The sequence below is a fragment of the Nitrosomonas ureae genome (genome assembly GCF_001455205.1).
GTDB classification, from domain to species: domain Bacteria; phylum Pseudomonadota; class Gammaproteobacteria; order Burkholderiales; family Nitrosomonadaceae; genus Nitrosomonas; species Nitrosomonas ureae.
This window is the reverse complement of record NZ_CP013341.1, coordinates 2,049,222-2,071,866: the sequence shown is the minus strand read 5'-3', so window position 1 is coordinate 2,071,866 and position 22,645 is coordinate 2,049,222. Positions and strand designations below refer to the sequence as shown.

The 22,645-nt window shown below is 48.2% G+C and carries 24 protein-coding genes; 15 read left to right on the top strand and 9 right to left on the bottom strand.

Annotated features, from left to right (window positions below):
- Positions 1-45: 45 nt before the first annotated feature.
- Entirely contained in the window at positions 46-1,788 is a 1,743-nt protein-coding gene (locus tag ATY38_RS09475; protein ID WP_062559083.1) for a sensor domain-containing protein, read from the bottom strand.
- Positions 1,789-2,071: 283 nt separating this feature from the next.
- Positions 2,072-2,491 carry an alternative ribosome rescue aminoacyl-tRNA hydrolase ArfB gene (gene arfB / locus ATY38_RS09470; RefSeq protein WP_062559082.1) on the bottom strand — a complete coding sequence of 140 codons (420 nt, stop codon included), beginning with the start codon at positions 2,489-2,491 and terminating at the stop codon, positions 2,072-2,074.
- A gap of 296 nt (positions 2,492-2,787) precedes the next feature.
- Between arfB and ATY38_RS09465 the strand changes: the two genes are divergently transcribed.
- The 7 genes from ATY38_RS09465 to ATY38_RS09435 all read left to right on the top strand — a co-directional run bounded on the left by ATY38_RS09465 (position 2,788) and on the right by ATY38_RS09435 (position 11,134).
- A complete protein-coding gene (locus tag ATY38_RS09465; RefSeq protein WP_062559081.1) occupies positions 2,788-4,437 on the top strand; it encodes a type I restriction-modification system subunit M in 1,650 nt (549 codons plus the stop codon).
- A complete protein-coding gene (locus ATY38_RS09460; protein WP_062559080.1) occupies positions 4,434-5,654 on the top strand; it encodes a restriction endonuclease subunit S in 1,221 nt (406 codons plus the stop codon). The genes ATY38_RS09465 and ATY38_RS09460 overlap by 4 nt, the downstream gene beginning before the upstream one ends.
- 39 nt (positions 5,655-5,693) lie before the next feature.
- Complete coding sequence (rhuM, locus tag ATY38_RS09455) at positions 5,694-6,692, top strand: virulence RhuM family protein/type II toxin-antitoxin system death-on-curing family toxin (RefSeq protein ID WP_062559079.1); 999 nt, start codon at positions 5,694-5,696, stop codon at positions 6,690-6,692.
- A gap of 98 nt (positions 6,693-6,790) precedes the next feature.
- Positions 6,791-7,225, top strand: coding sequence for a transposase (locus ATY38_RS09450; RefSeq protein ID WP_235590241.1), 435 nt, complete (start codon positions 6,791-6,793; stop codon positions 7,223-7,225).
- Between the two features lie 78 nt (positions 7,226-7,303).
- On the top strand, positions 7,304-7,498 hold the full coding sequence (locus tag ATY38_RS09445) for a type II toxin-antitoxin system VapB family antitoxin (protein ID WP_062559078.1): 195 nt from the start codon (positions 7,304-7,306) through the stop codon (positions 7,496-7,498).
- 8 nt (positions 7,499-7,506) lie between these two features.
- Positions 7,507-7,881 carry a type II toxin-antitoxin system VapC family toxin gene (locus tag ATY38_RS09440; protein WP_062559077.1) on the top strand — a complete coding sequence of 125 codons (375 nt, stop codon included), beginning with the start codon at positions 7,507-7,509 and terminating at the stop codon, positions 7,879-7,881.
- Complete coding sequence (locus tag ATY38_RS09435; protein WP_062559076.1) at positions 7,874-11,134, top strand: type I restriction endonuclease subunit R; 3,261 nt, start codon at positions 7,874-7,876, stop codon at positions 11,132-11,134. The genes ATY38_RS09440 and ATY38_RS09435 overlap by 8 nt, the downstream gene beginning before the upstream one ends.
- Positions 11,135-11,149: 15 nt before the next feature.
- On the opposite strand, the gene ATY38_RS09430 is transcribed toward ATY38_RS09435, so the two are convergent.
- Positions 11,150-11,959 carry an NYN domain-containing protein gene (locus ATY38_RS09430; RefSeq protein ID WP_062559075.1) on the bottom strand — a complete coding sequence of 270 codons (810 nt, stop codon included), beginning with the start codon at positions 11,957-11,959 and terminating at the stop codon, positions 11,150-11,152.
- A 231-nt stretch (positions 11,960-12,190) separates the two neighbouring features.
- Between ATY38_RS09430 and ATY38_RS09425 the strand changes: the two genes are divergently transcribed.
- From ATY38_RS09425 to ATY38_RS09405, 5 genes are all read left to right on the top strand, one after another.
- Positions 12,191-13,477 (top strand): flavin-containing monooxygenase, encoded by a 1,287-nt coding sequence (locus tag ATY38_RS09425; protein WP_062559074.1) that lies wholly within the window; start codon positions 12,191-12,193, stop codon positions 13,475-13,477.
- Positions 13,478-13,571: 94 nt separating this feature from the next.
- Positions 13,572-15,053, top strand: coding sequence for a protein adenylyltransferase SelO (locus tag ATY38_RS09420; protein ID WP_062559073.1), 1,482 nt, complete (start codon positions 13,572-13,574; stop codon positions 15,051-15,053).
- A gap of 36 nt (positions 15,054-15,089) precedes the next feature.
- Entirely contained in the window at positions 15,090-15,473 is a 384-nt protein-coding gene (locus tag ATY38_RS09415) for a VOC family protein (RefSeq protein ID WP_062559072.1), read from the top strand.
- Positions 15,474-15,519: 46 nt separating this feature from the next.
- Entirely contained in the window at positions 15,520-16,158 is a 639-nt protein-coding gene (locus ATY38_RS09410; RefSeq protein ID WP_062559071.1) for a LolA family protein, read from the top strand.
- Between the two features lie 4 nt (positions 16,159-16,162).
- A complete protein-coding gene (locus ATY38_RS09405; RefSeq protein WP_062559070.1) occupies positions 16,163-16,663 on the top strand; it encodes an SRPBCC family protein in 501 nt (166 codons plus the stop codon).
- A 27-nt stretch (positions 16,664-16,690) separates the two neighbouring features.
- On the opposite strand, the gene ATY38_RS09400 is transcribed toward ATY38_RS09405, so the two are convergent.
- The 5 genes from ATY38_RS09400 to ATY38_RS09380 all read right to left on the bottom strand — a co-directional run bounded on the left by ATY38_RS09400 (position 16,691) and on the right by ATY38_RS09380 (position 20,224).
- Complete coding sequence (locus tag ATY38_RS09400) at positions 16,691-16,876, bottom strand: DUF3330 domain-containing protein (RefSeq protein ID WP_062560168.1); 186 nt, start codon at positions 16,874-16,876, stop codon at positions 16,691-16,693.
- A 76-nt stretch (positions 16,877-16,952) separates the two neighbouring features.
- Entirely contained in the window at positions 16,953-17,498 is a 546-nt protein-coding gene (locus ATY38_RS09395; protein ID WP_062559069.1) for a YMGG-like glycine zipper-containing protein, read from the bottom strand.
- A 15-nt stretch (positions 17,499-17,513) separates the two neighbouring features.
- Positions 17,514-17,960, bottom strand: a complete 447-nt coding sequence (locus ATY38_RS09390) for a hypothetical protein (RefSeq protein WP_062559068.1) — start codon at positions 17,958-17,960, stop codon at positions 17,514-17,516.
- Between the two features lie 153 nt (positions 17,961-18,113).
- The gene (locus ATY38_RS09385; protein WP_235590240.1) at positions 18,114-18,725 is read right to left on the bottom strand and encodes a response regulator transcription factor; all 612 of its coding nucleotides are present in this window, start codon (positions 18,723-18,725) and stop codon (positions 18,114-18,116) included.
- A 2-nt stretch (positions 18,726-18,727) separates the two neighbouring features.
- Positions 18,728-20,224: a PAS domain-containing sensor histidine kinase gene (locus ATY38_RS09380; protein WP_335337898.1), complete on the bottom strand. Its 1,497-nt coding sequence runs from the start codon at positions 20,222-20,224 to the stop codon at positions 18,728-18,730.
- Between the two features lie 319 nt (positions 20,225-20,543).
- Here ATY38_RS09380 and ATY38_RS09375 point away from each other — a divergent pair, with 319 nt between their 5' ends.
- From ATY38_RS09375 to ATY38_RS09365, 3 genes are all read left to right on the top strand, one after another.
- Positions 20,544-20,786 carry a hypothetical protein gene (locus ATY38_RS09375; protein ID WP_062559065.1) on the top strand — a complete coding sequence of 81 codons (243 nt, stop codon included), beginning with the start codon at positions 20,544-20,546 and terminating at the stop codon, positions 20,784-20,786.
- A 2-nt stretch (positions 20,787-20,788) separates the two neighbouring features.
- The gene (locus ATY38_RS09370) at positions 20,789-21,781 is read left to right on the top strand and encodes a sodium-dependent bicarbonate transport family permease (RefSeq protein ID WP_062559064.1); all 993 of its coding nucleotides are present in this window, start codon (positions 20,789-20,791) and stop codon (positions 21,779-21,781) included.
- Positions 21,782-22,023: 242 nt separating this feature from the next.
- A complete protein-coding gene (locus ATY38_RS09365; protein WP_062559063.1) occupies positions 22,024-22,341 on the top strand; it encodes a P-II family nitrogen regulator in 318 nt (105 codons plus the stop codon).
- Positions 22,342-22,436: 95 nt separating this feature from the next.
- On the opposite strand, the gene ATY38_RS16090 is transcribed toward ATY38_RS09365, so the two are convergent.
- Positions 22,437-22,580 (bottom strand): hypothetical protein, encoded by a 144-nt coding sequence (locus ATY38_RS16090; protein ID WP_158441769.1) that lies wholly within the window; start codon positions 22,578-22,580, stop codon positions 22,437-22,439.
- Positions 22,581-22,645 lie beyond the last annotated feature (65 nt).

The window sequence follows — 22,645 nt, the reverse complement described above, 5'->3', positions numbered from 1 at the left end:
CAACTCGCGTGTGTGCAGTTCAAATCGTAGCGTAAGTTCGATTACTTACTCATCAACCTGTTGATTCCCCATCTGATTAAAGTAATTAGGGAATGTCCGCTGATTTTCCATCTTTTTTTCAATCTCAGTAGTCGGCAACGGCTCGGAGAAATAAAACCCCTGAAATCGAGTACATCCATGCAACACAAGATAAGTCAGCTGCTGCTCATTTTCCACCCCTTCAGCGATCACTTCCAAATCCAGAGCATGCGCCATGGCGAGAATAGCATCGATGATCGCCGTATCATCCGGATCGCCGGGAATGTCACGCACGAATGAACGATCGATCTTCAACGTATTGATTTGGTAGCGTTTGAGAAAGCTCAGATTGGAGTAACCGGTACCAAAATCATCGATCGAAATTTCAATCCCAAGCTCACTTAATTGCTGCAACGTCCTGATGGCTTCTTCAACATTCTCAATCAATTCGCTTTCAGTGATTTCCAGCGTCAAGTAATGTCCTTTTACTCCGGTTTCGTCCAATATGCGGACAATATTTTCCACGAGGGTTTTCTGCCGGAATTGAATGGCGGAAAGATTGATCGCTAACCTGGGGACCTCATAGCCTTGCTTTTGCCATGCTTTTATCTGCAGACACGACTGTCGCATCAGCCATTCTCCGATCGGTATGATCATGCCGGTCTCTTCAGCCAATCGAATAAATTTGATCGGATAAATAAGACCATCGCCGGGGTGCTGCCAGCGTAACAACACCTCGAAACCATCAGTCTTGCCGCCATTGACGTTAACAATCGGTTGATAGTGAAGCAGCAGTTCATCGTGCTTGAGCGCATTGCGCAAAGCGACTTCCATGGAATGCCGCTCTTTTGCCTGCCTGTTCATTTCCGGTTTAAAAAATTCACAGTTATTGCGGCCATTCTTCTTGGCATGATACATCGCAATATCGCTGTTCCTCAGCAGCGTCCATATATCTTCGCCATCATCCGGAAACAAGGAAATACCGATACTGCCGCTGATATGAAGTTCCTTCCCATCGATCAGAAAATGCAATTGCAATGCATCCAATATCTTTTGCGCTACCGCCTCGGCATCAAAAGCACTTTCAAGGTTGGACAGCAACACGATAAACTCATCTCCACCTTGGCGGGCTACCGTATCTTCACCCCGCACCACGGATACAAATCTGGCCGCCACCGCTTGCAACAGTTTATCCCCCACATCATGGCCTAATGAGTCATTGATAACCTTGAAGTTATCCAGATCAATGAACAATACCGCCACGCGTTCCCGGTGACGATTCCCATGCTCTAACGCGCGCTCGATGCGATCCTTCAGCAAGGCTCTGTTGGGTAACCCGGTTAAAATATCGTAGGTTGCCATCTCCAAAATACGCTGTTCAGCCTTATAACGTTCCGTGATGTCAACAAACATACCGATCAAATACAGGGGTTTTCCTGATGTGTCACAGATCGGTTTTTTAAAGGTATGAACCATCCGGTTTTGCTTAAGCATCGAATTCCACATGGTTTCTTCGAAATCAATTTGACACCCGCTCTCAAATACCTCCTGATCTTTGGCGAGAAAGTGCTCCATCTGAGCGGGCGGAAAAAGTTGACTGGCATCCGTTCCTTGCAGATCCTTAAAACTCAGTCCCCATTGCAATTCGCAGGCTTTGTTTATCGCCAATAATTTACTCTCGGTATCCTTGATGAAAATGGCGATAGGCAATAGATCTATTAATTCTTGAAATTTTGATACGTCGCTGGAAAATAAATAGTTTGTAATCATGCGTATTGATTCATCATTTTCATGAAAGTGACCTCATATGTGAGCTATTCCAGTTCAAGTAACATGGGCTACCAACACACACCCGGCAAGCTAACAGAAAACTGATGCTTTTGCCACGAATAAGCCTCTCTATTAATGGATTTACACCTTTGTATGTATGATTTTATCAACCCCGTGACAATTCACCGGCATGACACACAGGCAAGGGATCGTTAACTCAATGATATATCAGTCAGTTCGCAATATTGTATTTCCTGACGGCAAACATGCGCGATTCAAACGATTATTCCGCCTCCTCTATCTTGCCGCGTAACGACTTTTTCCTGCTCTGAAGCGTTTTCCCCTCCAGACGCTTGATCCTGGAAGCCTTTGTGGGTTGCGTGGGTCTACGCGGCTTGGTCTCGACAATGACGCTGTTGATCAGCGCCTGCAAACGATTCAGCGCATCCTCCCTATTCTTGATCTGGCTGCGGGACCGCTGCGCCTTGATGATCACGACACCTTCGCTGGAGATCCGGCTGTCTTTCAAATTCAATAGCTTCTCTTTGTAATATTCCGGCAAGGATGACGCGTTGATATCGAAGCGCAAATGAATCGCGGTCGATACTTTATTCACATTCTGCCCGCCGGCGCCTTGCGAGCGTACCGCCTGGATCTCGATCTCAGTCAAGGGTATGGTGATGTTGTTCAATAATATCAACATGATGAATCGTTCTAATATTTCCCGTCACTAATTAAACGCTGAATGATGTATTTGCTTTGAGGTTTGCGCAATGGCCTATGATACCAATACCGGCTGTCATTCGTTATCGCGCGATGATCTCTACTCAAGGATACACACCTTAAATTGCAGACAGAATCCTTTCTAACAATCAAACATCGATACCGAATCCAATTGCAGAAAGTTTGAAGTCCTCGGGTTTTTATGTCATAAACCTCCTGATCAATAATCCAACCCTGCACTGTTTATCGCGATGCTAAAAAGTAAAGAATGACGCCATGGCTAAAACCAAAGAAATCAAAACAGAGCCATTGGAAAAACAACTGTGGAAAGCCGCCGACAAATTGCGCAAAAACATCGACGCGGCGGAATACAAGCATGTCGTGCTCGGATTGATGTTCCTCAAATACATCTCTGATGCGTTTGAGGAACTGCACGCCCGGCTTGAAAAAGGCGAAGGCGATTTGGCCGGCGCCGATCCCGAAGACAAGGATGAATACCAGGCGGAGAATGTCTTCTTTGTTCCCGCCGAAGCACGCTGGCCACATCTGGTGGCACAAGCCAGGCAACCCGATATCGGCACGCATGTCGATGCCGCAATGGATGCGATTGAAAAGGAAAATCCATCGCTCAAAGGCGTATTGCCCAAAGTCTACGCACGGCAAAACCTCGATCCCACCTCACTGGGTGAATTGATCGACCTGATCGGCAATATTGCGCTCGGCGATGCCAAAGCGCGCAGTCAGGATGTGCTCGGCCATGTGTTCGAATATTTCCTCGGGGAATTCGCACTGGCCGAAGGCAAGCAAGGCGGCCAGTTCTATACCCCGCGCAGCATCGTCGAACTGCTGGTGAATATGCTCGAACCGTACCAAGGGCGCGTCTTCGATCCGTGCTGCGGTTCCGGCGGCATGTTCGTGCAATCGGAAAAGTTTGTCGAAGAACACCAAGGCCGCATCAACGATATTTCCATCTACGGGCAGGAAAGCAACCAAACCACCTGGCGGCTGGCGAAAATGAACCTGGCCATCCGTGGCATCGACAGCTCGCAAGTCAAATGGAACAACGAAGGCTCGTTCCTGAACGACGCGCACAAAGACCTGAAAGCCGATTTCATCATCGCCAATCCGCCGTTCAACGTCAGCGACTGGAGCGGCGAACAACTGCGCGGCGACGCGCGCTGGCAATACGGCACACCGCCGCCCGGTAACGCCAACTTCGCCTGGTTGCAGCATTTCGTCTATCACCTGTCGCCCACCGGCATCGCCGGGGTGGTGTTGGCCAAAGGCGCCCTCACCTCCAAAACCTCCGGCGAAGGCGACATCCGCAAGCACCTCATTACCGACGGCAACCTGATCGACTGTATCGTCAACCTGCCCGCCAAATTGTTCCTGAATACGCAGATTCCGGCGGCATTGTGGTTTTTGAATCGGAATCGCGCGGGAATGGATATTGGGGGGCATACGGGGATAACCGTAGGGGCAAATGATGTACGGGCAAATAATCATTTGCCCCAACAAAATCCGCCCCAACACCATCACCCACACCCCCACGAAATTCTGTTCATCGACGCCCGCAACCTCGGCCATTTAATCAACCGCCGCACGCGCGAATTGTCGCATGACGACATCCAACAAATCGCCAGCACCTACCACGCCTGGCGCAACCCCGCCGTCATTCCCGCGCAGGCGGGAATCCAGCCGTATCAAGACATCAAAGGCTTCTGTGCCTCAGTGCCGGTGGAACGCGTCGCCGAACTGGATTATGTGCTGACACCGGGACGGTATGTCGGCCTGCCGGACGAAGAGGATGATTTTAATTTCCCCGAACGGTTTGCTGCGTTGAAAGCGGAATTTGAGGCACAATTGCAGGAAGAAGCGGCACTGAATAAAGCAATTCAGGAGAGTTTGGCTCGGGTGAAGGTATGAGCAATGTGGTAAGAAAGATGCATTCGATACAACAAGAAATTCCTTTATCAAAAACAACAAAATTTGTTGTAGATAATAGAGGACGGACAGCACCAACAGAGAAAACTGGAATACCACTTATAGCAACTAACTGCATAAACAATAACAATCTTTATCCTGTGTACGAAAACCTTCGATATGTCTCGCAAGAAACATATGACAATTGGTTCAGATCTCACCCTGAGCCAGGAGACCTGTTGCTTACGCTAAAAGGGAGTCAAAATGGAGCAGTTTGTTTAATCCCTGACCCAGTTAATTTTGTAATTGCACAAGATATGGTGGCGTTGAGGGTCGATGAAAAGGTTATTGATCCATTGTTCTTGTTTGCAGCTTTGCGCTCCGATGAGGTTCAAGCTCAAATAAAAAATTTGGATGTTAGTGGAGTAATACCACATTTAAAAAAGTCTGATTTTGATAAATTGATGTTGCCATATCCAGAACGGGACGCGCAGCGATCAATAGGTCAGTTTTATTTTTATACCTCAAAGAAAATAGACCTGTTGCACCGCCAGAACAAAACCCTCGAAGCCATGGCTGAAACGTTGTTCAGGCAGTGGTTTGTGGAGGAAGTACAGGATAATTGGAATGAAAAAGAGTTAAAAGATATTCTTGAATTTGTTGTAGACAATAGAGGCAAAACAGCACCAACAAGTGAAACTGGAATACCGCTAATTGCGACAAACTGCATTAAGAACAACAATATTTTCCCAACATACGAAAAGATTAGATATATAAGTGAAGAAACATATAGCAATTGGTTCCGCTCTCACCCTGAACCGGGGGATTTGATTTTTGTAAATAAAGGCACTCCCGGATGTATAAATTTAGCTCCCAATCCAGTTGATTTCTGTATTGCTCAAGACATGATTGCCTTACGAGTAAATAAAAACCATCTGAGCAACTACTACCTATTTTTATTTTTACGAAGTGAAGACGTACAGAATCAGATTATCAATTCAAGTGTCGGCACAACAATTCCTCATTTAAAAAAAACTGATTTATTAAGCTTCAAAATAATAATCCCGGATAATTACAAGACTAATGAATTCAATAAAATAGTTGAGTCATTTTTTCTGAAAATAAATTCTAATTCAAAACAAATCCGCACCCTCGGAACCCTCCGCGACACCCTGCTCCCCAAACTAATGAACGGCGAGGTGCGGGTTGATTATCCGTAGGGGCAAATAATCATTTGCCCCAACAAACCGCATAAAAATATGAATACGCGAGACCAAATTACTATTTATCAATCCGCCGATGGCAGCGTACGGCTTGAGGTTACGCTGGATCAAGACACGGTTTGGCTGACTCAGCGCCAACTGTCGTCTTTGTTTGGCAAGGATGTACGCACCATCAATGAGCATATTCGCAATGTGCTTGCGGAACAGGAACTCGCGGCTGAGGCAACCATCCGGAAATTCCGGATAGTTCAACAGGAAGGCGAACGCAAGGTCAGCCGCGAGATTGAACATTACAATCTGGATATGATCATTTCCGTCGGTTACCGCGTCAATTCCAAAAAAGGTACGCAATTCCGTATCTGGGCCAGTCACGTGCTCAAACAATTTCTGGTGCAAGGTTATGCACTGAATGAGCAGAAACTTCAGGAACAACAACAAAAACTCGCGGATTTAAAACAGGCGATTGCGTTGTCATCCCGTTTGTTCCAGCAGCAAAACCTGACCGCATCCGAATCGCAAGGCATCTTGTCGATCCTGGAGCAATACAGCCACGCATTGACAGTGCTGGACGATTACGATCACCAGCGTTTACAAGTGATCGGAATCCAGCAAACCGGGCCGCGCAGAATTTCCTATGATGAAGCGATCCAGCAAATCCGGCTGTGGCGTGAACAGGAGAAACTGAGCGGATTGTTCGGCAATGAAAAAGATGATTCCTTCAAAAGCTCGTTGGAAACCATTTACCAAACGTTTGGCGGCACAGAACTCTATCCCAGCATCGAGGAAAAAGCGGCCAATCTGCTGTATTTCATCGTCAAGAATCATTCCTTTTCCGATGGCAACAAACGCATTGCCGCCGCGCTGTTTGTCTGGTTTCTGGCGCGTCATGATTATTTATTTAACACTGATGGAGAAAAGCGCATTGCCGATAATGCCTTGGTTGCGTTTACGTTATTGATTGCCGAAAGCAAACCGGAGGAAAAAGATACGATGGTGAAAGTCATCATCAATTTGATCAATGGCAATAATCCGTAGGGGCAAATGATTATTCCCAGGATGGGGCCTATTTTATTACCGTTTGTACACATAACCGGATGCCGTTGTTTGGGGAAATTGTTGATGGGGTTATGGTGTTGAATACAGCGGGACAGATCGTAGAAAAATGCTGGGGTGCGATACCCGAGCATTTTCCGCAGGTCACATTGGATGAATTCGTGATCATGCCTAATCATGTGCATGGGATTATCATCATCAATGGCACGAATCCCGTAGGGGCAAATAATTATTTGCCCCTACATTATTTGCCCCTACCATCCAACGAAACACCCACACAATTTAACGAAACACCCCGGCCATTGCAACATGGCACATCCCGCACGATTGGATCTATGGTGCGGGGATTCAGAATTGGCATTACCCGATGGTTTCGCGCCAATACCGATATTCATACGGTTTGGCAGCGCAATTATTACGAGCACATTATCCGCAATGAGGATGCTTACCTGAAAATCGCGGAATATATTCAAACCAATCCGCAACGTTGGGAAACCGATACCTACCATGTCTAGAGGCCAATGATTATTGGCCCCTACTTGTCTTCGTGCACAAGAAAGCGCATCATTCGATGATCTATTTGGAGGAGAACCATGAGAACCACCATCGTATTGGATGACGAATTACTGGAAAAAGCGCAAGCCTTGACCCATGTGCAAGAGAAATCCGCATTGGTCAAAGAAGCCTTGAAAGCGCTGATCGAACGGGAAAGCGCCAAAAGGCTGGCCAATTTGGGCGGCTCTGAGCCACAGCTGAATGCTATCCCTCGCCGACAAACCAGCGAATAACCGCCGCAATGATTCTGGTCGACACCTCGGTTTGGATTAACCATCTGCGCAATAACGATCCGCATTTAGTCCGCCTGCTGACCGGGAACAGCGTATTAGGTCACCCCTTTGTTCGTGGCGAACTGGCGCTGGGCCATTTGCGCCAGCGTGAAGCCATTCTGGCCGCACTGGATAACCTGCCCCAAGCCCCCATTGCGTTTGCCGATGAAGTGAATGTTTTCATCGAGCAACATGCGCTATTTGGTTTAGGCATCGGATTGATCGACGCGCATTTGTTGGCTTCCACACGGTTATCCGGCAATACCCGGCTGTGGACACAGGATGAGCGGCTTCTGGCAGCCGCGTTACGTCTTAATTTGGCAGCATCAGTTCACCATGACTAAACTCAACGAATCGGCGATTGAAGCGTTGGCGATCGAACTGTTTGAGCAGCTCGGTTACAGTCATATCTACGCGCCTGACATTTCCCCCGATAGCGATCACCCGGAACGCAGCCGCTATGACGAGGTGCTGCTCACCGGCCGGTTGGGCAAAGCGCTCCAGCGCATCAATCCGGGTATGACGGCTACGGTATTACAGGCTACGTTGAAAGAAGTTGCGCGCATTCATTCCCCCGAATTACTGACTAACAATGAAACCTTTCATCGCCTGCTGACCGAAGGCGTCAAAGTCAGCACCCAGCATGAAGGCCACGAACGCGGCGAGATCGTGTGGTTGATTGATTTTGACAATCCCGGCAATAACGAATTTGTCGTCGCCGATCAGTTCACCGTAATTGAAAACAGCCAAAACAAGCGCCCGGATCTGGTGCTGTTTGTGAATGGGATCCCGCTGGTCGTGATTGAGCTTAAAAATGCAGCCGATGAGAACGCCAGCACCCAATCCGCATTCCGGCAACTGGAAACCTATAAACGCAGCATCCCCGGTTTGTTTACCTACAATGCCTTGCTGGTGATTTCGGATGGACTGGAAGCCAAAGCCGGTTCGCTGTCGGCGGGCTTCAGCCGTTTTATGACGTGGAAAATTCCCGATGATGTTGGGGCCATGCATGGTGTAGGGGCAAATGATTATTTGCCCCTACGGTTCGAATTGGAAACGTTGATCAACGGGATGCTGAACAAAAAAACCTTGCTCGATCTGGTGCGGCATTTTGTGGTATTCGAGCAATCCAAGAAAGAAGACCCCAAAACCGGCGTGATCAGCATTCATACGGTGAAAAAGATTGCCGCCTATCACCAATATTACGCGGTGAATGCTGCGGTGGCTTCTACCTTGCGTGCGGCGGCTGTAGGGGCGAATGATGTAGGGGCAAATAATCATTTGCCCCTACAAGTAAACGAACCTCCTGCCAGCTATGGCCTAGCCAGTGTCACGCAGCAACCCAATGGCGACAAAAAGGCCGGTGTCGTATGGCACACGCAAGGCAGCGGCAAATCGCTGTCGATGGTGTTTTATACCGGCAAAATCGTGCTGGCGCTGAATAATCCGACGATTGTGATGATTACCGACCGCAACGATCTGGACGATCAACTGTTCGATACTTTTGCCGCCTGCAAACAATTACTGCGGCAAGAACCCAGGCAAGTGGAAAACCGCCAGCAACTCAAAGAATTATTGCGCGTGGCATCCGGGGGCGTGATCTTCACCACCATCCAGAAATTCCAGCCGGAGGAAGGCAATGTGTACGAAACACTTTCGGATCGCCACAATATCGTGGTGATCGCCGACGAAGCGCATCGCACGCAATATGGATTCTCAGCCAAAACAGTGGATGACAAGAATGCCAGCGGCGAAGTGATCGGCAAGAAAATAGTATACGGTTTTGCCAAGTATCTGCGCGATGCGCTGCCCAATGCGACCTATTTAGGCTTTACCGGCACGCCGATTGAAAAAACCGACGTGAACACACCCGCGGTGTTCGGTAACTATGTGGATATTTACGATATTGCGCAGGCGGTGGAAGACGGTGCCACGGTGCGCATTTTTTATGAGAGCCGTCTGGCCAAGGTGGCGTTGAGCGAGGAAGGCCGGAAACTGATCAAAGCGCTGGATGATGACCTGGATCAGGATGAGCTGACCGATACGCAAAAAGCCAAGGCCAAGTGGACACAGATGGAAGCGCTGATCGGCAGCGAACGGCGCATTCAAAACATCGCGCAGGATCTGATCAATCATTTTGAAGCGCGCCAGGAAGTCTTTGCCGGTAAAGGCATGATTGTGTGCATGTCGCGCCGCATCGCAGCGGAACTTTATGCCGAGATTGTCAAGCTGCGGCCAGTATGGCATTCCGATGATTTGAATAAAGGCATGATCAAGGTGGTGATGACCGCAGCATCGTCCGATGGCCCAAACATGGCGCAACACCACACGAGCAAGCAGCAGCGCAAATTATTGGCTGAGCGCATGAAGGATGATAGCGATGAACTTAAACTGGTGATCGTGCGCGATATGTGGCTGACCGGTTTTGATGCGCCGTGCATGCATACGCTGTATATCGATAAGCCGATGAAAGGCCATAACCTGATGCAAGCCATCGCGCGGGTCAATCGCGTGCATGGCGACAAACCCGGCGGACTGGTGGTGGATTACCTCGGCATTGCATCGGATTTGAAAGAAGCATTGTCGTTTTATTCCGAGGCTGGCGGCAAGGGCGATCCGACCTTGATGCAGGAACAGGCGGTACAGCTGATGCTGGAAAAACTCAAGGTCGTTTTCGCCATGTATCACGGTTTTAGGTATGAAGATTATTTTGCGGCGGATACCTCGAAGAAGCTGGCGCTGATTCTGGCGGCTGAGGATCATATTCTCGGGCTGGACGATGGCAAGAAGCGCTATATCAATGAAGTCACCGCATTGTCTCTGGCGTTTGCCATCGCCATTCCGCATGAGCAGGCACTGGTTGTGAAGGATGAAGTGGCGTTCTTCCAGGCGGTCAAAGCGCGTTTGTCCAAATTCGACAGTACCGGCGGCGGAAAAACCGATGAAGCCATTGAAACCACCATCCGGCAAGTCATCGACCGGGCGCTGGTATCGGAACAGGTGATCGACGTTTTCGATGCCGCCGGGATCAAGAAGCCGGATATTTCAATCCTGTCCGAAGATTTTCTGGCAGAGCTTAAAAATTACCGGCACAAAAATGTCGCGTTGGAAGTATTGAAGAAATTGCTCAACGATGAGCTGAAAGTACGTGCCAAGGTCAATCTGATGCAAAGCCGATCATTGATGGAGATGCTGGAAAACGCCATCAAGAAATATCATAACAAAATCCTGACCGCTGCCGAAGTCATCGAGGAATTGATCAAGATCAGCAAAGAAATTGTCGCCTCGGACAGAGAAGCCGAGAAGCTGCAATTATCGACATTCGAATACGCTTTTTACACTGCCGTGGCCAGTAATGACAGCGCCCGTGAGTTGATGCAGAATGATCAGTTGCGTGAACTGGCGGTCGTACTGACGCAGCGCGTGCGTCAAAACGCTTCGATCGACTGGACTATCAAGGAAAGTGTCAGAGCCAAGCTGAAAGTCATTGTCAAAAGAACGCTCAAGCAATATGGCTACCCACCGGATATGCAATTACTGGCGACTGAAATGGTGTTAAAGCAGGCGGAATTGATCGCCAATGAATTGGCTGCCTGATTACCGGCAAAATGATTATGTTTTAGCACGAAGATAAAGAGTTTTTCTGTCGGATCCCGACAGTTGCCGTTCTTCAATCTCAAACAGAGCTTTTTTGTCTTTGACAAGATCCGAGAGCTTTTTGTAGCCATACAATCTTGAATCAAAGTCGGGCTGCAGTTTAATCAGGTAACTCCCGAAAACACTCAGATTGGCCCAACCCGTATCATCAACGGATTGTTCCAATGCGGTCAGAACAAATTCTTCCGGAAATTCAGGCTTTTGTTCCACTGCTTTCGTAGCAGCTTTGGTTCTTGTGGATTTCTTTTTAGTCTTGGCCTCGGGTAGCGGTTCGGTCGATTCGCTAGTCGAGCTTGAACGAAGAATTTCGGTAAACACAAATTTGTGGCATGCATTGCGAAAAGCATCCGGGGTTTTCTTCTCACCAAACCCAAGAACCATCAATCCTTCTTCACGAAGTCGCATAGCCAGACCCGTAAAATCACTATCACTGGTAATCAGACAAAACCCATCAAACTTGCGCGTATAGAGCAAATCCATCGCATCAATAATCAATGCGCTATCTGTCGCATTTTTTCCGGTGGTATAGGCAAACTGCTGCACCGGCTTGATCGCATATTTTTGCAGCACCTTCTTCCAGGAAGCGCTCGCTGGGGCTGTAAAATCCCCATAAATACGCTTTACCGTCGCTTCCCCGAAGCGCGCAATTTCAGCGAGCAGGCTCTCAATGACGGCCGCCCGGGCATTATCGGCATCAATCAACACCGCCAATCGCAAGGTGGGTTCTTCGGGTTCATTTTTTGCAACTAATCGTGGAGAGGCCAAGATAATCCCAACCGTTGAAAGTGAAAATGAAGATTAGTGTATACGCTTAATAGTGAGACTACCAAGCACAATATTTCTGGGATCACCCCATGTAAAACCATGGCGTTATGGGATGATCACATTTCCTGCGAGCTGCTTGTTTTATACTGTATCTATCCGGCAGCTTAGCCATAACCTTATCAAGGTAAGATAGAATAAGCCATTGCGATACTCACTGAGCTAGAAATAAAAATGCGCATTGCAATCATCGGCGCCGGTTGTTCCGGCCTCACCGCTATCAAGCATCTGGTGCAAGCAGGCCTGAACGACATCGTTTGCTATGAGAAAAGCGATCAGATTGGCGGCAACTGGGTGTATACCGCGACACCAGGCCATAGCAGCATCTGCAAGGCGACGCATACGATTTCCAGCAAATCCATGTCGCAGTTCAGTGATTTTCCGATGCCGGATGACTATCCGGATTATCCCAGCCACCAGCAGATACTGGCTTATTTTCAGGCGTATACCGAGCATTTTCAGCTGCAAAAATATATCCGCTTCAATGTCGCCGTTCAGCAAGTCAGGAAAATAGCAAAGGAACGGTGGCATTTGTCTTTGAGTGATGGCACCGAAGCGGAATTTGATTATCTCTTTATTGCCAATGGACACCTATCCATTCCGCGCCACCCGGACTGGAAAGACGATTTTTCCGGACACTACCTGCATGCCCACGATTATAAAACCAATCAAGGATTGGAAAACCAGCGGGTACTCGTAGTCGGTGCCGGAAATTCCGCCTGCGATTGCGCGGTTGATGCAAGTCGTGACACCGCTCGCGTCGATATCAGCTTGCGCTCTGCGCAATACATTATTCCCAAGCTCATTATGGGTAAACCCACCGATACTTTTGCCGCTACATTGCAGTGGCTGCCGCAGCGCCTACAAAACCGGCTGCAAAAAATTTCCCTGCGCATTCAGATCGGGCGTTATCGTGATTATGGATTACCCGAGCCTGATTTTTCACCCACGCAAGCGCATCCCACCATCAATTCGCAGATCTTCGATAGAATCCGGCATGGCAAAATACACCCACGCTCAGCCATACAAGGGATTTCAGGGCAAACAGTGTATTTTACCGATGATTCATCGCAGGAATACGATGTCATCATTGCCGCAACCGGTTATACCATCAGCTTTCCATTTTTCGATGCGAACTTCATCAACTGGAAGGATGCCGCCCACATCCCGCTTTACTTGCGCGTCTTTCATCCCGACCATCCCAGCTTGTTTTTCATCGGGTTGATACAGCCACAAGGCTGTATTTGGACACTCGCAGAAGCGCAATCCCAACTCATCGCACAGTTGTTGACGGACAAAATCCGGTTACCCGGCAATTGGCGTGAATCAGCCATGACTGAAGGAAAGAACTGGGCACAGCAATTCATTGCCCGTCCCCGTCATTCATTGGAAGTACATTACTATCCCTATCTAAAATCTCTGCGCCAGATAATCAAGAGCACAAACCAATCATCTAAATAGCGGTCATAAATGGATCCTGTGATTGCACGCTATACGCCTTACAATATCGTGTATGGTGTAGCAATATCCGATTCAAATACTATGAAAATGAACTATGAAACCTAAAAAACAACCTACCGGTGACCGCGTGGGCTGGCGCTTCGACAATAGTTATGCGCGCTTGCCCGATTATTTTTATGCGCAACAGTCTCCGGTTGCGGTTCGTGCGCCACAGATCGTTATAGTGAATCATGCCCTCGCAGCATCGTTGGGATTAAATATTGATGCTCTGACCGCCGAAGAAGCTGCCTTGCTGCTTTCCGGAAATGTGTTACCGCAAGGTGCACAGCCTATCGCGCAAGCCTATGCCGGCCATCAGTTCGGCCATTTCGCGATGCTGGGCGATGGGCGGGCGATTTTACTGGGTGAACATCTTACGCCGACCGGCGAGCGATTCGATATTCAACTCAAAGGTTCGGGTCAGACGCCATTTTCGCGCCGCGGTGATGGTCGCGCGGCTTTAGCGCCGATGCTGCGCGAATATATCATCAGTGAAGCGATGCATGCGCTGGGTATTCCATCGACGCGCAGTCTTGCCGTAGTCACCACCGGAGAGCAGGTAATGCGCGAGACTCCACTCTCCGGTGCGATTCTGACCCGCGTAGCCGCCAGCCACCTTCGCGTCGGCACGTTTGAATATGCCGCCGGGCAAGGAGGTGCTGATGCGATTAGAATCCTGGCGGATTATACGATTCAACGTCATTATCCCGATCTGAATGATGCCGCAAATCCTTATCTGTCGCTGCTAAACCGGGTGATCGAGCGGCAAGCTGCATTGATCGCCCAATGGGTGCTGTTGGGCTTCATACACGGCGTAATGAATACGGATAACATGAGCATCAGCGGCGAAACCATCGACTATGGCCCGTGCGCATTCATGGATGCGTATAACCCCAATACGGTATTCAGTTCGATCGATCAGAACGGGCGCTATCGCTATAGCAATCAGCCGCTGATGGCACAGTGGAATCTGGCGCGCTTGGCTGAGACCCTATTGCCACTGATTGATCCGGTATCAGAAAAAGCCGTGGCGCTGGCGGAAGAAGCCATCCATGCTTTCCCTGCAATCTATCAGACCGAATGGACAACGGGGATGCGCAAGAAATTAGGATTGTTGACGGAACAAGCCGATGATCCAGAATTGATCGCCGACTTACTCACCTGGATGTATCAACATCAGGCGGATTACACCAATACTTTCCGCGCGCTGTCGGCAGAAACTTTGCCTGCGGATAGCCTGTTTCAGGACGATACGTTTGAAGCATGGCAGGCCCGCTGGCAAGCCCGGCTGGCACGCCAATCCGGAATTAAAGAACATTCGGTGCATTTGATGCAGGCCAATAATCCCGCAATTATTCCACGCAACCACCGCGTCGAGGAAGCACTCACCGCAGCTTCCGAACGAGGCGATTATACATTGACACAGCAATTGCTTGCAGCAGTGGCTCATCCCTATGCCGATGTATCGGAATACTATGATTACCGCACACCGCCCGCGCCGTCGGAACGTGTGTATCAAACATTCTGCGGGACGTAAACTACTGAATGAATAATCCTTGCAAGGAGAACAGATATGGCAATTACCCTTAATCACACCATTGTGCCCTGCTTTGATAAAGTCGCATCGGCGAAATTTTATAGCCGCGTATTCGGTTTTGAATACGTGGGCGTATTTTCACATTTTATTGTCGTGCGCGTTAACGACACATTAAGTCTTGATTTCGATAACCAGGAACGGTTTATGCCGCTTCACTATGCATTCAAAGTATCCGAAGCGGAATTTGACACCCTATTTATGCGGCTGCAGGCTGAGCACATTCCCTACGGCAGTAGCCCGGGCACTCCGGACGACATGACAATCAATCATAATTATGGTGGCCGTGGCGTTTATTTTCGCGATCCTAACGGGCATCTGCTGGAAATGCTGACAGCGGATTACGTTATTCCATCACCGTGATTGTTGCGCAGACAATTATTCAGTATCTTCCTAAGATGCGATATTCATGTTGCCCGGTATAATACTCATCATGGCGCTATTTATACCGGATAGTACCAACCCGATTCAAAGTGCTGCAGACCATTATCAGCACGTAGACGCCTATCAGGCAACGATCAAATCCACACACAGCAAGCAGCCTGACAATCCGGATATGATTCGCTATTACTTCAAGAAGCCGGGTCATGTTCGCATAGAAATAATTGCACCCGTATTCAAAGGCGCAGTATTGATTTATAGCCCGAGCTCCGGGAAGGTCAAATTATGGGTATTAGGGCACAGCAAATTCCCTTCTTTCAGTTTAAGCCCGGAAAATAAAGTGATTCAGAATCCATCCGGTCAACGGATCGATCGTTCGGATCTCGGCGCCTTGTATAAAAACATCATGGCGCTGCAAGATCATGGCAGAACCACAGTGATCGGCCAGGAGTCAATTGCCGGAGAAACCGCTTTACATCTCACTGTCGAGGCGGAACGCGGTTTCAGCGTGAATGACATAGCCCGGTTTCAGCTGTGGTTGGACATCACCACCGGCTTTCCTCTTAAAGTGATAAGTTACAAAGCGGACGGCAGTTGGATTGAACAAGTGGAAATGTCAGATTATCGAATTAATCCGGTATTCCCTCCCGATCTCTTTGAGCAATAGTGACATGACAACAGAATTTAAATTTGTCACAGAATGGCGGATTGATGCACCGTTAGTAGAAGTATGCGATGCGATTAGTCACTGTCTGGATTGGCCACTGTGGTGGAAAGGTGTTGAAGCAGTGAAAATGCTTGAAAGCGGCGATGCGAATGGTATCGGCAGCGTGCATCGCTTTACGTGGAAAGGGCGAATTCCCTATCGCTTTACATTTGACCTACGCGTCACCGGCTGGATCCCGCTTACGCTGCTGGAAGGTCGAGCACAGGGTGACATTATTGGAACTGGCCAATGGATTTTTTTCCGTGAAAATGAACTAACCGTGGTGCGATATCACTGGCACGTCTACCCTAACCGGCGTTGGATAAATCTGATTGCTCCAATCGCATCCCCGCTATTTAGATGGAATCACCATCAAGTCATGCGGCAAGGCGCAGAAGGCATGGCTCGCCTGTTAAATGCCCGAATAAAAAGCTTTCAAGCTTCAACCGAAACGACTCAAAAATAACTTGAACGATCTCCGCAGCTTGCTGGATCAGTTATCCGTTGGAGATTCAGCACCCGCATCCTGTTTCTTCCATTTGTCGTAACACTCAAGCCCACAATAATATACGATGTAATCCGTCGCCTTGACACTCGTCGCTTCAGATAACGGTATCTCTTTAAAACACACTTCGCAAGACACTATCTCCGGCGCTACGATTTTCTCCTGTTCAATCATTTCAAAACCTCCTATCACTGAAAATCGATTTTGCTTCATTAATCTTATCGCGTTGCACAACACCATCACCCTGCCTTTATTGCGATGGCGGGGGCGGCGGATTTCCGGATGGTGGTGGTGGTGGCGTAAAATTTTCTGACGGGTTTGTAATCCTTGGGCTGGCATTGCTGTTCACCGGCGGGTTACCCGTAATTCTTCCCGAAACCGGCACACGATGGCCTTTTGCATACATACATTGAATATAGCTCATGTCGTATTGCCGTTGACTCATATACCCGGAAGTCTCAGCCGTGCCCGAACCAACGACACCGCCCGCTAGAAGCCCGGTTCCTGCGCCAATTGCAGCGCCCTGCCCGCCACCTATGGCAGCACCTGCAGCGGCACCAAGCCCTGCCCCAATCGCCGCGCTTTCTATACCGCTGACTTGAGAAGCTTGGCGCGGCGTTTTACCGCCAACTTGCTCATAGGCATAAGTCCTGCACTCAAAATCATCCATACGAAACTGCTCAAAGCTCTTTCCAGTGCCTGGCAACGTCATGACGCTCGGGCCAGTCGGCAGATTCACGCAGGCGGTTATTAAACCTGTCACCAACAGGATGGATAATCTTCTAAAAATTAACATACTCGGCCTCTCACATTATTGTCCGGGCGGTTGCGGCGCCACTTGCAGCCAGCCGCCAGGGCAGTTCCTGACATAGGGATAATAACCATCCGGATCTTTACAATAATACCAGTAATTGGTGCGTGGTTGCGCGGGCTGGACCGATTGTACGGGCTGCTGGATTTGCTGCTCGATATATACATGCGGCGTAGCCGGAACAATCACCGTCGGAGGATAAGCATAGGCAGGAGGAAAGTAATAGGAAGGATAGCCATAGCCATACCCGCCAAATCCATAACGACCGAAGCCATAGCCTCCATAGCCTCCATAGCCTCCATAGCCGTAACCGCCATAATATCCTGGCCCGTAATAACCCAGGCCAATACTTAAATGACTATGTCGATGTCCATGCGCCCAAACAGAGCTGCTTGCCACGATTGAAAGTAGCGCAATTGCCAGAAATATCCGCTTCGCATCTCGCATAAAAAGATCCATTGAATATGTGTAGTATCAAACCAAAAATTAGACTGACACATTACCTGAGAATTCCATTGGTTGAGGAACGACATTTTCCGCTTATAGAAATTTTAATAATCTAAAATTGATACGGATATTCTTTGAGCATGCGCCGCAGAATTATTCACCCGCATCACTTTCCCGGACAATACGTGCAAGATCCAACAAATTGCTTGCGCCGGTTTTTTGCATGATCTTGGATTTATGGATTTCAACAGTGCGATGACTGATACCCAGGCAAGATGCGATTTCTTTGTTAGTATGTCCTTGCACCGCCAGAGTCATCACTTCCCGCTCACGTCCTGTGAGCTTTATCAGACACGATATCATTTCTTTATTACGCGCAATGTCACTTATCCTTTTCTTCGCCTCTGCGAAAGCAGCACGCACGCAAACCAGCAGTTTCTCCCGAATCACCGGCTTTGTCAGAAAATCCACCGCCCCTCCCTTGATCGCTCTCACGCTCATCGGAATATCGCCATGTCCGGTAAGAAAAATTACAGGCAGTGCAATCTTGCGCCAAGTGAGCTCTTCCTGCAGACGCAGACCGTCCATCCCCGGCATTTTTACATCGATGATGATGCAACCAAAGAAATCAGGATGATAAGCACTTAGGAAAGTGTCCGCATTCGCGAAAGCTTGCACACGAATACCTGCCTGTTCAATCATCAGCATCAGTGAATCCCGCACGGCTGCATCGTCATCTACAATAAATACAGTCGGTTCATGCATGATCATGGGGCAAAAGGTAAAGTAAAAAGAAACTTGGCACCAGATTGTGTATCAGAATCCAGCCAGAGATGACCGCCATTGGTTTCAATCAATGCGCGACTGATGGCAAGCCCCATACCGATACCGGCTGGCTTGGTGGTAAAAAAAGGTTCAAATATGCGTTTTGTCATGACCGCATCAAGTCCTGGGCCATTATCCTGAACAATCACTAAAGCTTTATCAGTACCATTCATAGTATCTATTTGAGTAGTAATCGTTAGCGTAGGCAAATCCACAGCGCGCATGGCCTCATCAGCATTCCTGAATAGATTTACCAGAACTTTCTGCACTTGTATACGATTACATTGAACAACCGGAAGATTCTGCTGCAAACGCAGTGCGAGATAAAATTTTCCATGACCGTCATTGCTCACTATAGTTAACGCATCCCGTATCAAATCGTTCAGATTCAAACGCTCGGTTACCAATTCACCTTTCTGCAGAAAAGCTAACAGCTCATGCAAGCTGCGCCCGGCGCGTTGCGCTTGTTCCACGCAGCCCTCAAGCGCTCTTTTCAAGCTGTCTGAGGTAAAACCATCGTTATGTATCGCATGAAGCGCCACCTCACTATAAGCAGAAATTGCCGCCAGGGGTTGATTAAGTTCATGAGCTATGGCTGAGGCCGTTCGCGCCGCGATTTGTTGTTTAAGTATATTCTCAGTCTCGTCGCGCTGCATCTGAAGCTTTTTCTGAGTATTTTTCTGCTCCGTGACATCACGGGTGACGCCTATCAATCGATTCGCATAACCCGCTTCGAAATATACTCTTCCACTTGCGGATATCCAGCGCTCGCTACTGTTAATGGGATCAACAATGCGGTATTCCGCTTTAAATTCGCCGTTACCGGCGGGATTCATAGCATATTCAATAACGGTTTGCCTCGCCGCGCGGTCTTCCGGATGTATTCTCGCGACAAACTCTTCGTAACTTACGGTTGTTTCAGAAGGCTCACCCCAAAGCTTGCGCATCTGTTTATCCCAATAAATGATATTGCGTTTGATATCGTAGTCAAAAATACCCAGGCCCGCAGCTTGCTTGGCCAAACGCAGGCGCTCTTCACTAATTCGCAGCGCTTCCTCGACATCAAGACGTCGATTAATGGCGTTGAATGTAATGAGCACATAAAGTTGCTGCTGTACTCTGATGGGACTCAGGCTGATATCCAACAACATTTCTTTGCCATCGCGGCTTAACACCATGAGTTCATTCCCGGCACCCATGGAGCGCTTCGTCGGTTTGTTTAAAAAAAGCTCTTGATGATATCGATATTGTTTCCGGTACCGGGGCACGATAAGTATTTCAATCGCCAACCCGCTCAGCTCGTCTGCGGAATAACCGAACAGCTGTTGCGCAGCTGGATTGACCAGCACAATATGTCCTGATTCTTCAGCCAGCAGCATCGCATCTGCTGCGGCTTCAAACATCGTTACGAAACTGAGGTTTGTGGGTACGGTGATCAAAATAGTTTCCTGTTGGTAAATTCGCAGATGAGATCCTGTAAATCTTACGATAAAAAGTAACTATTTTATACATATTTGTTTATATATAAGGGTTTGCACCTACGTGTCGGCACGAATATTAGCGCGCGATATTCTCCGGTACGATTTGGACAGGGTAAAAAATAAACCCGACTTCACACCTAAGTTGCATGGATCAAAAGATAAGAATGATGACCCAGGAAAACAGAGCAATCACTCCGTCCTTATGAACGGATTATGGTTCCTGATGTGATGTTTTCACTACGCCAGGTTAAAACCTTTAACAGTTTGGAGAACTGAAATGTATAAAAATATATTAGCTTACGAACTTACTCTGTTCGCTCTACTCATGCTACCAAGCACAATAATCGCTACCAATGTATCCAAGAACCCGTCGGCTGAAAAAATTCCCCTTGAACTTCAGCGCGATCAATCCCAGCAGCCTACACCTCAAAGGATGAAACGCGTCAAGTTTGCTGAGGAACTCCCGGACGAGCTTAAGAAAATACGGCTTATCCATAGCGGAATAAGAGGAGGAGTGTAATCATGTCACTATCCAGTCTCCTCGTACCTGCGATACTTTTCTTCGCGCTCGGTATGTTTGCCTGCCTCATCAAATCGGATCTTAAGTTCCCGCCGGATATGCATCGGATGATCGTTATCTACTTACTGATTGGTATCGGGCTGCATGGCGGCAAGGAACTTGCCGCAGCGGACATGGGAGATGCTCTCTCCGCTGTATGGGCAGCACTTGGGTTTGGCATTGCACTGCCGATCGTCGCTTACATTATTTTGCGCGGACTCGGAAAAATCGATCCCCTGAATGCTGCAGCCATTTCCGCACACTATGGTTCGGTGAGCGCAGGCACTTATATGACGGCGGTTGCGTTCCTGGGCGGTATCGGCGTAACGTACGAGGCCTACCCCGTAATTATGCTGGCGATCATGGAATCACCCGCAATTATGATCGGCTTGGTACTTGCCGGTTATTCCCGCAGGGTTATGGGGGGAACATCCAAAGCTGACAAAGGAATGATGAAACATCTGTTAATCGATGCCTTTACCAACGGCAGTATCTTGTTGTTATTCGGTTCCATGGCGATCGGTGCGGCTGTTTCAGCACCCAGTTACCACAAAATCGAACCTTTCTTCGAGCTCATCTTTATGGGTGCGTTATGTATATTCTTATGTGATATGGGGATGGAAGCGGGGAAAAGGCTGTCCGAGTTCAAATCCGTAGGTGTTTTCCTGGTCGGCTTCGGCATCGCCATGCCCTTGTTCGGTGCGGCATGCGGGCTATTCGTAGGGCACTTCCTTTTGGGTTACTCGATCGGCGGCATTACATTGGTAGCAGTATTGGCTGCCAGTTGCTCCTACATCGCGGTTCCACCGGCAATGCGCCTTGCGATCCCCGAGGCGAATCCGTCGTTCTATCTGACTTTATCGCTCGGGGTTACTTTCCCATTTAACGTGGTTGTGGGCATTCCCATGTATTACGCAGCTGCTCAGTATTTACATGAAACCTATTATCCCTGGTGATTGGAATTACAGCTGCAATAAGAGTTGTTAGCATTTGTAGATTGTGCCGTGGTGGGGTATCAGGGCGGCGGCACCAAAAAGACCCCCGCCGCCCAGTGCCCTTGAAATAGCAGAAATCAAGGTAGTGATTTATTTGCTTGAATACAACTTATTGCTTTGAAGTTCTTCGGGAGATTGCTCGGCAATTAGCACAGAAAACGCTTAACTCCCGATTCTGATATTAACTTTTATGGAGAAAAATCATGTTTTCTACACCCGAATCCTTTGTATCAATGAAACGGATCGAGATTGTCATTCATGAAGAAAGACTGGATGATTTGATCCAGTTGTTTCATGAAGCCGAAGTGTATGGCTACACACTCATCAAAAAAGCAGGTGGTTTTGGTTCAACAGGCGAACGGGATCAAGACGACTTTATCCTGGAACAATATAACGCAGTATTAGTTCTTGTCTGCGATAAGAATCAGGCCGACAAGCTTCTCGCGGTGCTTCAGCCTAAGATAAAAGATTTCGGGGGCATGTGTCTGATTTCCGATTGCCAACGAATTTCTGTACTGTGAATTATCATTACTTAATTAGATTTCCCGACAAGCGTGGCGTAGACAGAAAATTTCATTAATTACGTTTACGATGAGCTTGTCGGGCTCGAATACAATCAAATTCTTAGAACCTGTATACAAAATAAATCAGTTATTTCAATTCGACCCGTATCGACAGCTTCAGCTGTTTTATCCGCTAACTCTTCCCGCACTGACGATCCTACAATCACATTCAACGCAATATATTCACTCTTTGGCACATCAGTGTTGATACAATAAACCAATCATTACACGGCGGTTATTATATTCAAACCACATGATTTGT

Coding starts and splice junctions, on each gene's coding strand:
- ATY38_RS09475 (WP_062559083.1), bottom strand. CDS start 1,788: ATGATTACAAACTATTTATTTTCCAGCGACGTATCAAAATTTCAAGAA.
- arfB (WP_062559082.1), bottom strand. CDS start 2,491: ATGTTGATATTATTGAACAACATCACCATACCCTTGACTGAGATCGAG.
- ATY38_RS09465 (WP_062559081.1), top strand. CDS start 2,788: ATGGCTAAAACCAAAGAAATCAAAACAGAGCCATTGGAAAAACAACTG.
- ATY38_RS09460 (WP_062559080.1), top strand. CDS start 4,434: ATGAGCAATGTGGTAAGAAAGATGCATTCGATACAACAAGAAATTCCT.
- rhuM (WP_062559079.1), top strand. CDS start 5,694: ATGAATACGCGAGACCAAATTACTATTTATCAATCCGCCGATGGCAGC.
- ATY38_RS09445 (WP_062559078.1), top strand. CDS start 7,304: ATGAGAACCACCATCGTATTGGATGACGAATTACTGGAAAAAGCGCAA.
- ATY38_RS09440 (WP_062559077.1), top strand. CDS start 7,507: ATGATTCTGGTCGACACCTCGGTTTGGATTAACCATCTGCGCAATAAC.
- ATY38_RS09435 (WP_062559076.1), top strand. CDS start 7,874: ATGACTAAACTCAACGAATCGGCGATTGAAGCGTTGGCGATCGAACTG.
- ATY38_RS09425 (WP_062559074.1), top strand. CDS start 12,191: ATGCGCATTGCAATCATCGGCGCCGGTTGTTCCGGCCTCACCGCTATC.
- ATY38_RS09420 (WP_062559073.1), top strand. CDS start 13,572: ATGAAACCTAAAAAACAACCTACCGGTGACCGCGTGGGCTGGCGCTTC.
- ATY38_RS09415 (WP_062559072.1), top strand. CDS start 15,090: ATGGCAATTACCCTTAATCACACCATTGTGCCCTGCTTTGATAAAGTC.
- ATY38_RS09410 (WP_062559071.1), top strand. CDS start 15,520: ATGTTGCCCGGTATAATACTCATCATGGCGCTATTTATACCGGATAGT.
- ATY38_RS09405 (WP_062559070.1), top strand. CDS start 16,163: ATGACAACAGAATTTAAATTTGTCACAGAATGGCGGATTGATGCACCG.
- ATY38_RS09400 (WP_062560168.1), bottom strand. CDS start 16,876: ATGATTGAACAGGAGAAAATCGTAGCGCCGGAGATAGTGTCTTGCGAA.
- ATY38_RS09395 (WP_062559069.1), bottom strand. CDS start 17,498: ATGTTAATTTTTAGAAGATTATCCATCCTGTTGGTGACAGGTTTAATA.
- ATY38_RS09390 (WP_062559068.1), bottom strand. CDS start 17,960: ATGCGAGATGCGAAGCGGATATTTCTGGCAATTGCGCTACTTTCAATC.
- ATY38_RS09385 (WP_235590240.1), bottom strand. CDS start 18,725: ATGCATGAACCGACTGTATTTATTGTAGATGACGATGCAGCCGTGCGG.
- ATY38_RS09375 (WP_062559065.1), top strand. CDS start 20,544: ATGTATAAAAATATATTAGCTTACGAACTTACTCTGTTCGCTCTACTC.
- ATY38_RS09370 (WP_062559064.1), top strand. CDS start 20,789: ATGTCACTATCCAGTCTCCTCGTACCTGCGATACTTTTCTTCGCGCTC.
- ATY38_RS09365 (WP_062559063.1), top strand. CDS start 22,024: ATGTTTTCTACACCCGAATCCTTTGTATCAATGAAACGGATCGAGATT.